Source organism: Streptacidiphilus sp. MAP5-3 (assembly GCF_041262505.1).
In the GTDB taxonomy this organism is placed as follows: Bacteria; Actinomycetota; Actinomycetes; order Streptomycetales; family Streptomycetaceae; genus Streptacidiphilus.
Window position 1 is genome coordinate 38,688 of sequence record NZ_JBGCCL010000012.1, and the last position, 13,396, is coordinate 52,083.

The following is a 13,396-nucleotide window of genomic DNA, read 5'->3' on the forward strand; positions in this document are numbered from 1 at the left end:
GATGAGCCGCTTCGTCCGGTCGCGGAGCGCCGGTCAGACCTGACGGGTGCGGCCCTCCCAGTAGGGGTCGCGCAGGCGGCGCTTGTAGAGCTTGCCGTTGGGGTCGCGGGGAAGTTCGGCGACGAAGTCGACGGAGCGGGGGCGCTTGTACTTCGCCAACACCCGCTCGCAGTGGGCCAGGATGTCCTGCGCCAGTTGCTCGCCGGGCTCGTGGCCGACGGCGGGTTCGACGACGGCCTTGACCTCCTCGCCCCAGTCGTCGTGCGGGATGCCGAAGGCCGCCGCGTCGGCGACGGCGGGGTGTTGGAGCAGGGCGGACTCGATCTCGGCCGGATAGATGTTGACGCCGCCGGAGATGATCATGTCGATCTTGCGGTCGCGCAGGAAGAGGTAGCCGTCGGCGTCCAGCATCCCCAGGTCGCCCACGGTGAAGGAGTCACCGACCCGGTTGGCCTGTGTCTTCGCCTCGTCCTTGTGGTACGTGAACCCGCCGGTGTTCATCTTCAGGTAGACGGTGCCCAGTTCACCGGACGGCACCGGCTTGCCCTCGTCGTCGAGGACGGCGATCTCGCTGATCGGCCACGCCTTGCCGACCGTGCCCGGGCGAGCCAGCCACTCGGTGGCGGTGGCGTAGGTGCCGCCGCCCTCGCTGGCGGCGTAGTACTCCTCGACACACTCGCCCCACCACTCGATCATCGACCGCTTCACATGGTCCGGGCAGGGCGCGGCGCCGTGGATGGCGTGGCGCATCGAGGAGACGTCGTAGCGCGCCCGCGTGGCCTCCGGGAGTGCGAGCAGGCGGTGGAACTGGGTCGGCACCATGTGCGTGTGGGTGACCCGGTGACGGTCGATCAGCCGCAGCATGTCCTCCGGTGTCCAACGGTCCATCAGCACCACCTCGTGGCCCAGATGCAGGGACGCGGCGGCGAACTGGAGCACGGCGGTGTGGTACAGCGGCGAGCAGACCAGGTGCACGTTGCCATCGCCGGGCCGGATGCCGAAGATGCCGAGGAACCCACCGAGCGGCGTCTGCTCCGGCGGCCTGCCGATCAGCGGACGGCGGATGCCGCGCGGGCGGCCGGTGGTGCCGGAGGTGTAGTTCATCACCCAGCCGGTGGTGCGCTCGCTCGGGGTCGTTGCGCTGTGGCCGTCCAACAGGTCGTCGTACGGGCGGAATCCGGGCAGGTCGCCGACGGCGTAGCGACGCTCCTTCGGCAGGCCCGCCTCGTCGGCCGCGCCGGTCGCCGCCTCGGCGAAGCGCTCGTGCGCGACCAGCACCTTGGCGCCGCTGTCGGAGACGATCCAGGCGATCTCCGGCCCGACCAGATGGTGGTTGACCGGGACCAGGTAGAAGCCGGCCTGCGAGGCGGCCAGGTAGGCGGTGAAGAGCTCGACGCCGTTGGGCAGCACGACGGCGAAGGCGTCGCCGACGCCCAGGCCCGCCTCGCGCAGGCCGTGGACCAGCCGGTTGGCGGCGGCCAGCAGGCGTCCGGCGGTCCAGGCGGTGCCGTCGGGCGCGTGCATCACGACCCGCTCGGGGTCGGCTGCGGCCTGTGCCCAGAAGCCGTTCGCGTTCGCGTTCGCGTTGGCGTTGGCGTTGGCGTTGGCGTCGGTCATCCCTGGTCACCCTCCTCGGCGGTGCTCTCCACGTTCCGGCCCACGTTCCGGTCCGCGATGCGGTCCACGTTTCGGTCCGCGATGCGGTTCAGCCGGGCGACGGCCTGCTCGAAGCCGCGCGTCAGCTCGTCCATGACGGCCACGACCGGCCGTACCTCGTTCATCTGGCCGACGATCTGGCCCACCGGCGTGCCGATCAGCTCGGGCGTCTCGTACGTCTGGATCCGGCTCAACGCGTCGGCGACCAGCAGGCCCTGGAGCGGCATCGGCAGGGTGCCGGGGCTCTCCGTCCCGTCCCAGGCCTCCGTCCACTGCGTGCGCAGCTGGCGCGCGGGCTTGCCGGTCAGCGAGCGGGAGCGGACGGTGTCGCCGCTGCCCGCCGCGAGCAGCTTCTGCCGCAGCACCGGCGAGGTCAGCTCCGACTCGGCGACCGTCAGCCAGACCGAGCCGAGCCAGACGCCCTGCGCGCCGAGCGCCAGACCGGCGGCGGTCTGCGCGCCGGTGCCGATGCCTCCGGCAGCCAGCACCGGCAACGGGTCGACGGCGGCGGCGACTTCGGGGACCAGCACCATGGTGCCGATCTCGCCGGTGTGCCCGCCCGCCTCGTGCCCCTGGGCGACGACGATGTCGATCCCGGCTGCGGCATGCCGCTGTGCGTGCCGGGCGCTCCCGGCCAGTGCGGCGACCAACACGCCCGCGTCGTGGGCGCGTTGGATCACGTCCGGGGGCGGCGAACCGAGCGCGCTGGCGAGCAGCTTGATCGGGTGCCCCAGCGCGACGTCGACGTGCGAACGCGCGACCTCCTCCATCCACCCGGTGATCCGCCATCCGCCGCGCTGCCCCGCCGGCAGCTCCGGAACGCCGTGCCGTGCCAACTGCTCGCGGACGAAGGCGCGGTGGCCCTCCGGGATCATCGCCTCGACCTGCTCGACGGTGACGCCCTCGACCTTCTTGGCGGGCATCACCACGTCGACGCCGTAGGGCAGACCGCCGCACTGGGCGTCCATCCAGTCGAGGTCCTTGGCCAGCGTCTCGGCCTCGCCGTACCGGACCGCACCGAGCACGCCGAGACCACCGGCCCGCGTGATCGCGGCGGCCACGGCGGGGAACGGCGTGAAGCCGAACACGGCGTGCTCGATGCCGAGTTGTTCGCTGAGTCGGGTCCTCATCGGCGGCTCTCCATCGCATCCGGCGTCACCCTGGTGGAGGCAGCATGGCGCACGGCGTCGGAGAGCGGAAGAGATTTTCTGACGCTGCGTCAGATCGGCGTCAGATCGGCGCCGGATCCGCGTCGGATCCGCGTCGGATTTGTTCGGCAGCAGCAGCACCCTCGCCAGGACGTGGTCAGCGCCGCCAGCGCCGCGTCAACGCGGCCACCGCCGGGGGCTCGGGCACGACGCGGACCAGCGAGACCGGGACCGGGCCGATCCCCCGCGCCCAGTCGGGGAGCGCGCCGCGCGCTCCCGGTGCGGCCTCGGCCGCCGCGTCCAGGCGGGCCAACACCGCGTGGGCGTCGGCGGGACGGTCCGCGGGGTCCTTAGCGAGCAGGTCGAGGACCAGGCGCTCCAGCGCGTCGGGGATCTCCGGCCGCTCCGCGCGCGGCGGCGGCACCGGGCTGTCGCGGTGGTCCAGCAGGATGACCAGCGGATCACCCGTGTGGAACGGCGGGTGACCGAGCAGCAGTTCGTACAGCAGGCAGCCGAACGAGTAGAGGTCGCTGCGCTCGTCGACGGCGGTGCCCTCGATCTGCTCGGGCGACATGTAGAACGGCGTGCCGATGGCGAAGGAGCTGCCGCCCATGCGAGCGGTGAAGCCCAGGTCGGTACCGAGCCGGGCGATGCCGAAGTCACAGATCTTGACGGTGCCGTCGACCGTGCGGATCAGGTTGGCGGGTTTGAGGTCGCGGTGGATCACACCGCGTTCGTGGGTGTAGGCGAGCGCGGTGGCTATCTGACGGCCGATCCCGATCGCCTCGACGGGCCGCAGCCGGCGTCCCCGGGCGGCGTTCAACAGCGCGCCGAGGTCCTCGCCGTGGAGCAACTCCATGACGAGGAAGAGGATGCCGGACCACTCGCCGGAATCGTGCACCACGGTGATCCCGGGGTGCTGCAACTGCGCCGCCAGGCGCGCCTCGCGCCGGAAACGCTCCTTGACCAGCTCGTCCGACGCTCCCCCGCGCCGTCCGGCCGTCTCGGGCATCAGGCACTTCACGGCGACCTGCCGCCCGAGGAACTCGTCCTCCGCCTTCCAGACCTCCCCCATTCCCCCTCGGCCGATCCGCCGCAGCAGTCGGTACCGTCCCTGGACCAGCGTGTTCTCGTCCACCCGAACAGTATGCGGGGCGACCCTCGTGCGCCCGCAGCCGCCCGCCTGAAAGATCGGCCGAAAGGTCGGCGGAAGGTCGGTGGAAAGGTCGGTGGAAAGGTCGGTGGAACACGCCGAAACGTGTCTGCAACACTGCTCTCAAGATCCGGACGGAAGTTGGCCCGGCGTCTCCTCCGCGTGCTAGCTTCCGGCCATGCAGCAGCGACGAATCGCCTTGACCACGCGGGGTCACATCGACCTCCTGCGGGTCTGTTCCGCTGCCTGTCGCGCCTGCTGAGCACCGCACGCGACCTCAGGTCGCCGGTTGAGCGCCGGCCGCGCCGACTCTGACTCCTGATCACTTCATCCGCACCGCAGGGGCCTTGTGCCGCCCCCGCGCTGTGCGGCGTCCATTCATGTCTGCCTGCCCACAGGACGAGGTTTCCCATGCCCAAGAACCGTCGGAATGCAAGCATCCTGACTGCCGCCGTCGCAGCAGTCGTCGCCGCCCTCCTGCCCGCCTCCGCCTCCGCCTCCACCGGCGCAGCCGGACACGCGCTGCCCCTCCCTCCCCTCAAGGTGCTGACCGACAAGCCCGGTACGGGAGGCGGAGATCTCTTCGTCGCGCCCTCGTCCGCCAACTCCGCCTACGCGAGCGGCGTGGAGATCCTCAGCCCCGACGGCCGCAAGGTCGTCTGGTCCCACACCGTGCCGACCGGCCAGGAGGCGGCGGACTTCCGCAAGCAGACCTACCAGGGGCGCCCGGTGCTCACCTGGTGGCAGGGCACCGGGCTCGGCGGGCTCACCCAGGGCGTCGACTACGTCTACAACGACCGCTACCAGAAGGTCGCCGAGGTCCGGGCCGGTAACGGCTACTCCACCGACGGACACGAGTTCCAGATCACCCCGCGCGGCACCGCGCTGATCCTCGCCTACAAGGAAGCCACCGCCGACCTGCGCGCGATCGGCGGCCCGGCGGACCAGAAGGTGCTCGACGGGGTGGTCCAGGAGATCGACATCCGCTCCGGCAAGGTCCTCTTCCAGTGGGACGCCGCCGACCACGTCCCCTACGCGCAGAGCGAGCAGCCGCTGCCCGCCTCGGCCGCCACGCCCTGGGACTGGTTCCACGTCAACGCGGTCAAGGAGGACACCGACGGCAGCCTGCTCGTCGACGCACGCAACACCTGGACCACGTACGACGTCTCCCGCACCTCCGGCGTGGTCCGCTGGCAGCTCGGCGGCAAGGACAGCTCGTTCACCCTGACCGCCGCCCACGGCCAGCGCCTGAACACGGCCCGGACGCTGTTCGCATGGCAGCACGACCCGGAGCCGCTCGGGCACGGGCTGTACACCTTCTTCGACAACGAGTCGGCGGGCGTCGCCAACACCGGCACCGGCGCGGTCTCCGAGCTCCCCTACAGCCGCGTGGACACCGTCCGGCTGGACCTGCGCACGCACACCGCCACGCTCGTCCGCTCGGTGGCGCAGCCGTCCGGGCTGAGCGCCTGGTCGCAGGGGAACGCGCAGACGCTGCGCAACGGGGATCTGACCGTCGGCTGGGGGTCGCTGCCGTACGTGTCGGAGTTCGGCCCGAGCGGCAAGCTGCTCTTCAACGCCGAGTTCCCGGCGGGGGTGAACACCTACCGCGCCTACCGCTTCGCCTGGGCGTGAGCCACCCGCCTGCCGAAGTGAAGCCTGGCGATGCGGATGCGGGAGCGCGGCGGGGAGGTGTGTAGTGGAAGACGACGCACCGTCGACGCGCAAGGAAGGCGGCCGGATGAAAGCGCTCCAGTACCGCAGCATCGGCGCAGCACCGGAGGTCGTGACCGTCCCGGATCCGGAACCGGGTCCGGGGCAGGTGCTGTTGCAGGTGACGGCAGCCGGGGTGTGCCACTCCGACATCGCCGTGATGAGCTGGCCCGCCGAGGCGCTTCCCTTCCCGCTGCCGCTCACGCTCGGCCACGAGGGCACGGGGACCGTCGCCGCGCTGGGCGAGGGCGTCGGCGGCGTGTCGGTCGGCGATTCCGTGGCCGTCTACGGTCCATGGGGCTGCGGCATCTGCGTGAAGTGCGCCGAGGGCAAGGAGAACTACTGCCTGCGCGCGGCCGAGCTCGGCATCCGGCCGCCGGGACTGGGCGCGCCCGGGGCCATCGCCGAGTACCTGCTGGTCGACAGCGCCCGTCACCTGGTCCCGCTGGGCGATCTGGATCCGGTGAAGACCGTCCCGCTGACGGACGCCGGTCTCACGCCGTACCACGCGATCAAGGAGTCGCTGCCCAAACTCGTCCCCGGCAGTACGGCCGTGGTCATCGGCACCGGCGGGCTCGGGCACGTGGCGATCCAGCTGTTGCGGGCGATGACGGCCGCGCACGTGGTGGCGCTGGACGTGAGCGACGAGAAGCTGGCCCTGGCCCGACAGGTCGGCGCGCACGAGACGGTGCTCAGCGACGAGCGCGCGGCCGACGCGGTGCGCGCGCTGACCGGCGGCGTCGGCGCGGAGGCGGTCTTCGACTTCGTCGGCGCGCCCCCGACGGTCAAGACCGCCGGGGCGATGGTCGGCGTCGAGGGCGACGTCACCATCGTCGGCATCGGCGGCGGCGCCCTGCCGGTCGGCTTCGGTGTCCTCCCCTACGACGCGGCGGTCCGCGCGCCGTACTGGGGGTCGCGCTCCGAGCTGATCGAGGTCCTCGACCTGGCCCGCGCGGGCGCGGTGGACGTCCATGTGGAGACCTACGGCATGGACGAGGCGCCGCTGGCCTACGAGCGCCTGCACGAAGGCAGGATCACCGGCCGCGCGGTCATCCTGCCGAACGGCTGATCGCTCGCATCCCGCGGTGGGCGCCGCTCGTCCGGTGCCCATCGCGGTATGGCGTCCAGATATGAGTCATTGACGGAAATGCTCCTGACTGAGAGGCTTCCAGACGTGAGCCAGTCCGAGGTTCTCTCCGCACGCCTGCACGTCGATCTGCGACGACAGGCCAGTGCCATCTGTGCCGCCGGCCGCTGATTCCGCCGCGCCCGGCTCTTCCGGACTGCCGCTCCGCCCCTCCGCTCTCCCGGTCCGACGTCCCGACGCCTCCGCGTTCTGACGTCTCCACGTCCTGACGTCGGCATGTCCTGACGTCCTGAGGACGTACACGGAGCGCTTTCCCGGCGCTCTGCCCTGACCTTCCCGCCCCGGGTCCGCCTGCCCTGACGGTCGCAGCGTCGCTCCGTCCGCAGCCGGGCTCCGGCCTGCTCCGGAGACCATCCATGTCCGCTCTGCTCGTCCTGTCCGGCAGCCCCTCCGCCTCCTCCCGCACCGCGCTCGTCGGTGAACGTCTGGCGCAACAGCTCTCCCTGACCGGCTTCGACGTCCACCATCTCGACCTGCGCTCCCTGCCGCCGGACGCACTGCTCGCGGGCGAGACGGACCATCCCGAACTGCGCCGCGCCCTCGCCGAAGTGGAGCGCGCCGACGGGGTCGTGGTGGCCACACCGGTCTACAAGTCCGCCTACACCGGCCTGTTGAAGGCCTTCCTCGACCTGCTGCCGCAGGACGGACTGGCCGGCAAGACCGTTCTCCCGCTGGCGACCGGCGGCACCGTCGCCCATGTGCTCAGCATCGACTACGCGCTCCGACCGGTACTGGCCGCGCTGACGGCACGTCATGTCGTGGCCGGTTGCTTCCTCCTGGACCGGTCGATCGACACCTCCCAGCCCCACGGCACGCTGCTGGAACCCGAGTCGGAGCAGCGGTTGCGGCGCGCCGTCGACGAGTTCATCGGCGCCCTCCCCTCCGGTCCGGCGTTGCGCGCCGCCTGACGTCCCCTCAATCTCCCTTGCCTCACCTCCTGAAAGGCAGTTCTGTGACCTCCGGACAGTCCCATCCGCGACCGCGCCTGCATCTGGCCGTAGCCCTCGCCGACGCGGGCGCGCACCCCGCCGCCTGGCGAGAGCCCGGCGCCCGCCCCACCGAGCTCTTCACCGCCCGCTACTGGGCCGACCAGGTCGCCGAGGCCGAGCGCGGTCTGCTCGACCTGGTGACCTTCGAAGACGGCCTGGGTCTGCAGTCCTCGCTGCCGGACCGGCCCGACGACCGGACGGACCGGGTACGCGGGCGACTCGACGCCGGGCTGCTCGCCGCCCGCGTCGCACCGCTGACCCGGCGGATCGGCCTGGTGCCGACCGCCGTCGCCACCCACACCGAACCGTTCCACCTCTCCAAGGCCGTCGCCACGCTGGACCACATCAGCGCGGGTCGCGCCGGTCTCCAGGTCACCGTGTCGCCGCGCCCGGACGTCGCCGACCACTTCGGGCGACGCAGCCTCAGTGATTCCCCGCCGAACTCCGTGCTGCTGGACGAGGCGGCCGACTACGTCGAGGCGGTGCGGCGCCTCTGGGACAGCTGGGAGGACGACGCGGAGATCCGCGACGCCGCCACCGGCCGCTTCGTGGACCGCGAGAAGCTGCACTACATCGACTTCGAGAGCCCGCACTTCAGCGTCCGCGGCCCGTCGATCACGCCACGGCCTCCGCAGGGACAGCCCCTGGTCGCCGTCCCCGCACCCGGCCCGGAGGGCTGGACACTGGCGGGCCGCGCCGCCGACCTCGCCTTCGTCGCCCCGCGCAGCGACGCGGAGGCGGCAACTGCCGTGGCAGGCGTGCGGGACGCGCAGCAGCAGGCCGGACGGGGTGGCGAACCACTGCACGTGCTGGCGGATCTGACGGTCTTTCTGGACGACTCGCACGCCGCCGCCGTCGAGCGCCTCGCACGGCTGGACGAGACGGCCGGCGTCCCCGGCGTCGACGCCGAGGGACCCGGCAGTCCCAGCAGTCCCGGCGGTCCCGGCGGTCCCGGCGCGGTCGAGGTCTTCGCCGGGACCCCAGCGGACCTCGCCGACCTGCTGCTCGCCTGGCAGCACGCCGGGCTGAGCGGCTTCCGTCTCCACCCGGGCGTCCTGGCCCACGACCTGCCGGCGATCGTCGACGGACTGGTGCCCGAGCTCCAGCGTCGCGGGGTGTACCGCCACGCCTACGAGGACGGCTCGCTGCGCGCCCGGTTCGGGCTGGTCCGGCCCGCCAACCGCTATGCCCTGTCGGGGTCGTGAGTGGTTCGCTCCGCGTAGTCGACCGACCGAGGATCCTTGACACCACAGACGTGAGGAACCGTCACCCCATGAGCAAGCCACTCAAGCAGGTCCATCTCGCCGCGCACTTCCCGGGCGTCAACAACACCACCGTGTGGAGCGACCCCGGCGCCGGCAGCCAGATCGCGTTCGAGTCCTTCGTCCACTTCGCCCAGACCGCCGAGCGCGCCCGGTTCGACTTCCTCTTCCTCGCCGAGGGGCTGCGCCTGCGCGAGCAGCACGGGAAGATCTACGACCTGGACGTGGTCGGCCGTCCCGACACCTTCACCGTGCTGGCCGCCCTCGCCGCCGTCACCGAGCGGCTCGGGCTGACCGGCACCATCAACTCGACCTTCAACGAGCCCTACGAGGTGGCCCGTCAGTTCGCCACCCTGGACCACCTCTCCGACGGCCGTGCCGCCTGGAACGTGGTCACCTCGTGGGACGCGTTCACCGGCGAGAACTTCCGGCGCGGCGGATTCCTCGCCCAGTCCGACCGCTACGCGCGGGCCCGCGCCTTCCTGCACACCGCGCAGGAGCTCTTCGACTCCTGGGACTCCGACGCCGTCGCTGCCGACCCCGCGACCGGGCGGTTCCTGCACGACGCGCGCGCGGGCGCGTTCGAGCACCGCGACGCGCACTTCGACATCCACGGACGGTTCAACGTACCGCGCAGCCCGCAGGGGCGGCCGGTGGTCTTCCAGGCCGGGGACTCCGAGGAGGGCCGCGAGTTCGCCGCGGCGGACGCCGACGCCATCTTCAGCCGCCACGGCACGCTGGAGGAGGGCCGCGCCTTCTACGCGGACGTCAAGGGCCGACTCGCCCGCTACGGGCGCTCCCGCGACGAGTTGCTGATCCTCCCCGCTGCCACGTTCGTGCTGGGCGCGACGGACGCGGAGGCGCGCGAGCGGGCCAGGGAGGTCCGGCGCCAGCAGGTCAGCGGACAGACCGCGCTGCGGTTCCTGGAGCAGGTATGGAACCGCGACCTGTCCGGTTACGACCCGGACGGCCCGCTGCCCGAGATCGACCCGAAGGTCGGCGAGCACACGGTCGCCCAGGGCCGGGCCAGCGTCCGGATGTTCCGCGATCCGGTGGCCACCGCGCAGGAGTGGCGGGAGCGGGCGGCGGCGCGGCAGTGGTCGATCCGCGAGTTCGTCATCGAGACCACCGGACGGCAGAGCTTCGTCGGCTCACCTGCCTCCGTGGCCGACCAGATCAACGAGCTGGTGCAGGCCGATGCGAGCGACGGCTTCATCCTCGTTCCGCACCTGGTCCCCGGCGGCCTGGACGAGTTCGCCGACACCGTGGTGCCGCTGCTGCAGGAGCGCGGGGTGCACCGCGCGGAGTACGAGGGCACGACGCTCCGCGACCACCTCGGGCTCGACCTCCCGGGCCAGGGCGGCGCGGAGCGGCGGCGGGTCGCCTCCTGAAGTCCCGGAGTACGAAGCCCGGCCGGCGTACGAAGAAAGGGGCGCGGTGCCTGGCACCGCGCCCCTTCCGTACGCCCTCAGGCCGTTACGAGTTGCTCAGCGGCAGCCCCGGCGGGTTGATCCCGGACGACGGGAGAGCCTCGCTGGTCAGGCCCCAGCGGGCCAGGATCTTGCCGTACGTGCCGTCCGCGATCAGTTGGTCGATCGCGTCGGCCAGCGGCTTGACCAGCCCGCTGTTCTTCTTGGTCGTCGCGCCGATGAGGCCCTGCAACGCCTCTCCCGCACCCGAGAGGACGCCGACGATCTCGGTCTGCCCCGACACCGCCGCGTGGTACTGCGCGGTCGGGTTGGGACCGAGGTAGGCGTCGATCCGGCCGGACTGCAGGGCCAGGTAGGTGTCGGAGTCGGTGCTGTAGTACTTCACCGTGACCGGCTTGAGGCCGGCCGCCGCGTCCTGGTGGCTCCAGTCCAGCAGGATCTTCTCCTGCGTCGTGCCCGAGCTCACCGCGATGGTCCGTCCGGCGACGTCCTTGGGACCGTTGATCCGCCAGGTGGTGCCCTTGCGGGCCTCGAAGGCGATGTTGTCCTTGCGGTAGGTGGCGAAGTCGTACTTCTGCTTGCGCAGTTCGGTGTCGGTGATGTTGGAGAAGCCGACGTCGTACTTGCCGCTGTCCAGGCCGACGAAGATCTGCGCCCAGTCCACCGGGTGGAACTGCACCTTGAGCCCGAGGACGTCCGCGACGGCGGAGGCGAGGTCGGGTTCGACGCCGATGACGGTCCGGTTGTCGGTGGCGAAGAAGCTGAGCGGCGCCGCTCCCTGGGCGGAGTCGACGACGTCGAGCGTCCCTCTGTTCCGGATCGCGGCCGGGACCTCGGCCGCGATCCTCGGGTCCTCGGGTGCCGTATAACGATGCTGATCGGGCGTCAGATTGAAGCTGACACCGTTCGCCTCGGTTACGGACTGCGGGCCGGCGCCCCCCGCGCTCGTCCCCGACGCACTGCACGCGGTGAGGGTGAGCGCGCTGGCGAGGACGGTGGCGGCGGCAGCGGTACGGAAGGGACGCATGGTGATCGTGCTTTCTACGAGAGGGGGATTCGGGGGGTAAGACTCAGAGCACCTTGGACAGGAACGCCTGGGTGCGTGGGTGTTGCGGATCGTCGAGGACCTCGGCGGGCGGGCCCTGTTCGACGATCTGACCGTCGTCCATGAACACGACGCTGTCGGCCACCTCGCGGGCGAAGCCGATCTCGTGGGTGACGACGATCATCGTGGTGCCGCTGCGGGCCAGGTCCTTGACGACGTCGAGCACCTCGCCGACCAACTCCGGGTCGAGCGCGGAGGTGGGCTCGTCGAAGAGCAGCACCTTCGGCTCCAGCGCCAACGCGCGGGCGATGGCGACCCGCTGCTGCTGACCACCCGAGAGCCGACGCGGGTAGGCGTCCGCCTTGTCCTGCAGCCCGACGCGTTCCAGCAGCGTCAGCGCCAGCTCGCGGGCCTGGTCGCGGGACCGGCCGAGCACGGCGACGGGCGCCTCGACCAGGTTCTCCACGACCGTCAGGTGCGGGAAGAGGTTGAACTGCTGGAACACGAAGCCGATCCGGGCCCGCTGGCGCAGCACGTCGCGCTCCCGCAGCTCGTGCAGACGGTCGCCGACCTGCCGGTAGCCGATCAGCTCGTCGTCGATGCGGACGTAGCCGGCGTCGACCTTCTCCAGATGGTTGATGCTGCGCAGCAGTGTCGACTTGCCCGAACCGGACGGCCCGAGCACGACGGTGACCTCACCGGCCCGGACCTGGAGGTCGACGCCGCGCAGCACCTCGTGGCCGCCGAACGACTTGCGCAGGCCGCGGACGTCCACGACTACGGGCGGAGTCGCGGCACTGGCTTCCGTCGTGCCGACTTCTGTCGTGGTGGTGGTGGTCATCGCAGGCTCCCTTCGGCCGCGCGGGCGCGCAGGTCGTCGAACGCGGCGCGCAGCCGCCGCAGCAGGTGGACGGGTCGTTGCCGGGTGGGTCCGCCGTCGCGTCCGGCCCCGCGGGCGAAGCGCCGCTCGACGGCGTACTGGAAGACCGAGAGCACGGTCGTCAACGCGACGTACCAGGCGGTGGCCACCAGCAGCATGGGGACGACGCGTGAGGTGCGTCCGTAGATCACCTGGACCGTGTAGAAGAGCTCCATGATCGCCATCACCGAGACGATCGAGGTGTTCTTGAACAGCGCGATCAGCTGGTTCGCGGCGGCGGGGGCGATGGTGCGCATCGCCTGCGGCATGACGATCCGGCGCAGTTGGCGTCTGCGTGGCAGGCCGAGCGCGGCGGCGGCCTCCAACTGACCGGCGTCCACGGAGAGGACACCCGCCCGGACGATCTCCGCCGCGAAGGCCGCCTCGTTCACGGCGAGTGCCAGTACGGCCGCGCCCATCGCGTTGACGAGACTGTTGGTGGCGATGGAGAAGAAGCCCGGCCCGAACGGCACGCCGATCTGGATGCGCTGGTAGAGGTAGGAGAGGTTGAACCAGAAGAGCACCTGGACCAGCAGCGGCACCGACCGGACCAACCACACGTAGCCGTAGGCGACCACGCGCAGCAGCGGGCTGCGGGACAGCCGCATCAGCGCCAGCACCAGGCCGAGGGCGAATCCGGCCAGCGCGGACAGCACGGTCAACTGGACGGTGAGCCAGACGCCTTGGAGCACGCTCGGATCGAAGAGGTAGGCCCGGAAGGTCGGCCAGTCCAGGCCCGGATTGGTGACCAACGCGTGCGCCAACTGCGCCAGCAGCACCAGCGCCACGGCGACCCCGACCCAACGGCCGGGGTGACGCAGCGGCACGGTCCGCGGCTGCTGAGCCTTGCGGGCCGGGGCGACGACCGCCGTCGGCGGCGATGCGGTGATGTCGGAGGTGGTGATGCTCATGGGAACTCCGTGAGGGGGTGAAG

General features: G+C 71.4%; 12 protein-coding genes. 6 read left to right on the forward strand and 6 right to left on the reverse strand.

From position 1 onward, the window contains the following. Positions 1-33: 33 nt before the first annotated feature. The 3 genes from ABH928_RS19355 to ABH928_RS19365 form a co-directional block, all read right to left on the reverse strand. Entirely contained in the window at positions 34-1,617 is a 1,584-nt protein-coding gene (locus tag ABH928_RS19355; protein WP_370068043.1) for an acyl-CoA synthetase, read from the reverse strand. Then, positions 1,614-2,786, reverse strand: a complete 1,173-nt coding sequence (locus ABH928_RS19360) for an NAD(P)H-dependent flavin oxidoreductase (protein ID WP_370068045.1) — start codon at positions 2,784-2,786, stop codon at positions 1,614-1,616. Before ABH928_RS19360 ends, ABH928_RS19355 begins: the two co-directional genes overlap by 4 nt. Positions 2,787-2,961: 175 nt before the next feature. Beyond that, complete coding sequence (locus ABH928_RS19365) at positions 2,962-3,942, reverse strand: serine/threonine-protein kinase (protein WP_370068047.1); 981 nt, start codon at positions 3,940-3,942, stop codon at positions 2,962-2,964. A 426-nt stretch (positions 3,943-4,368) separates the two neighbouring features. Between ABH928_RS19365 and ABH928_RS19370 the strand changes: the two genes are divergently transcribed. The 6 genes from ABH928_RS19370 (at position 4,369) to ABH928_RS19395 (ending at position 10,459) form a co-directional block, all read left to right on the forward strand. Beyond that, positions 4,369-5,592 carry an arylsulfotransferase family protein gene (locus ABH928_RS19370; RefSeq protein WP_370068049.1) on the forward strand — a complete coding sequence of 408 codons (1,224 nt, stop codon included), beginning with the start codon at positions 4,369-4,371 and terminating at the stop codon, positions 5,590-5,592. Positions 5,593-5,698: 106 nt separating this feature from the next. Beyond that, the gene (locus tag ABH928_RS19375) at positions 5,699-6,739 is read left to right on the forward strand and encodes an NAD(P)-dependent alcohol dehydrogenase (protein WP_370068329.1); all 1,041 of its coding nucleotides are present in this window, start codon (positions 5,699-5,701) and stop codon (positions 6,737-6,739) included. Between the two features lie 78 nt (positions 6,740-6,817). Next, positions 6,818-6,928, forward strand: a complete 111-nt coding sequence (locus ABH928_RS19380) for a putative leader peptide (protein ID WP_370068051.1) — start codon at positions 6,818-6,820, stop codon at positions 6,926-6,928. 245 nt (positions 6,929-7,173) lie between these two features. After that, positions 7,174-7,725: an NADPH-dependent FMN reductase gene (gene ssuE / locus ABH928_RS19385; RefSeq protein WP_370068053.1), complete on the forward strand. Its 552-nt coding sequence runs from the start codon at positions 7,174-7,176 to the stop codon at positions 7,723-7,725. Positions 7,726-7,769: 44 nt separating this feature from the next. Beyond that, a complete protein-coding gene (locus ABH928_RS19390) occupies positions 7,770-9,011 on the forward strand; it encodes an LLM class flavin-dependent oxidoreductase (RefSeq protein ID WP_370068055.1) in 1,242 nt (413 codons plus the stop codon). A 68-nt stretch (positions 9,012-9,079) separates the two neighbouring features. Then, positions 9,080-10,459: an NtaA/DmoA family FMN-dependent monooxygenase gene (locus tag ABH928_RS19395; protein ID WP_370068057.1), complete on the forward strand. Its 1,380-nt coding sequence runs from the start codon at positions 9,080-9,082 to the stop codon at positions 10,457-10,459. Between the two features lie 85 nt (positions 10,460-10,544). On the opposite strand, the gene ABH928_RS19400 is transcribed toward ABH928_RS19395, so the two are convergent. From ABH928_RS19400 to ABH928_RS19410, 3 genes are read right to left on the reverse strand one after another with little or no spacing between them, the layout of a single operon-like run. Next, on the reverse strand, positions 10,545-11,525 hold the full coding sequence (locus ABH928_RS19400) for an ABC transporter substrate-binding protein (protein WP_370068059.1): 981 nt from the start codon (positions 11,523-11,525) through the stop codon (positions 10,545-10,547). Between the two features lie 43 nt (positions 11,526-11,568). Beyond that, a complete protein-coding gene (locus tag ABH928_RS19405) occupies positions 11,569-12,384 on the reverse strand; it encodes an amino acid ABC transporter ATP-binding protein (protein WP_370068061.1) in 816 nt (271 codons plus the stop codon). Next, positions 12,381-13,373, reverse strand: a complete 993-nt coding sequence (locus ABH928_RS19410; RefSeq protein WP_370068063.1) for an amino acid ABC transporter permease — start codon at positions 13,371-13,373, stop codon at positions 12,381-12,383. Before ABH928_RS19410 ends, ABH928_RS19405 begins: the two co-directional genes overlap by 4 nt. Between the last annotated feature and the right edge of the window lie 23 nt (positions 13,374-13,396).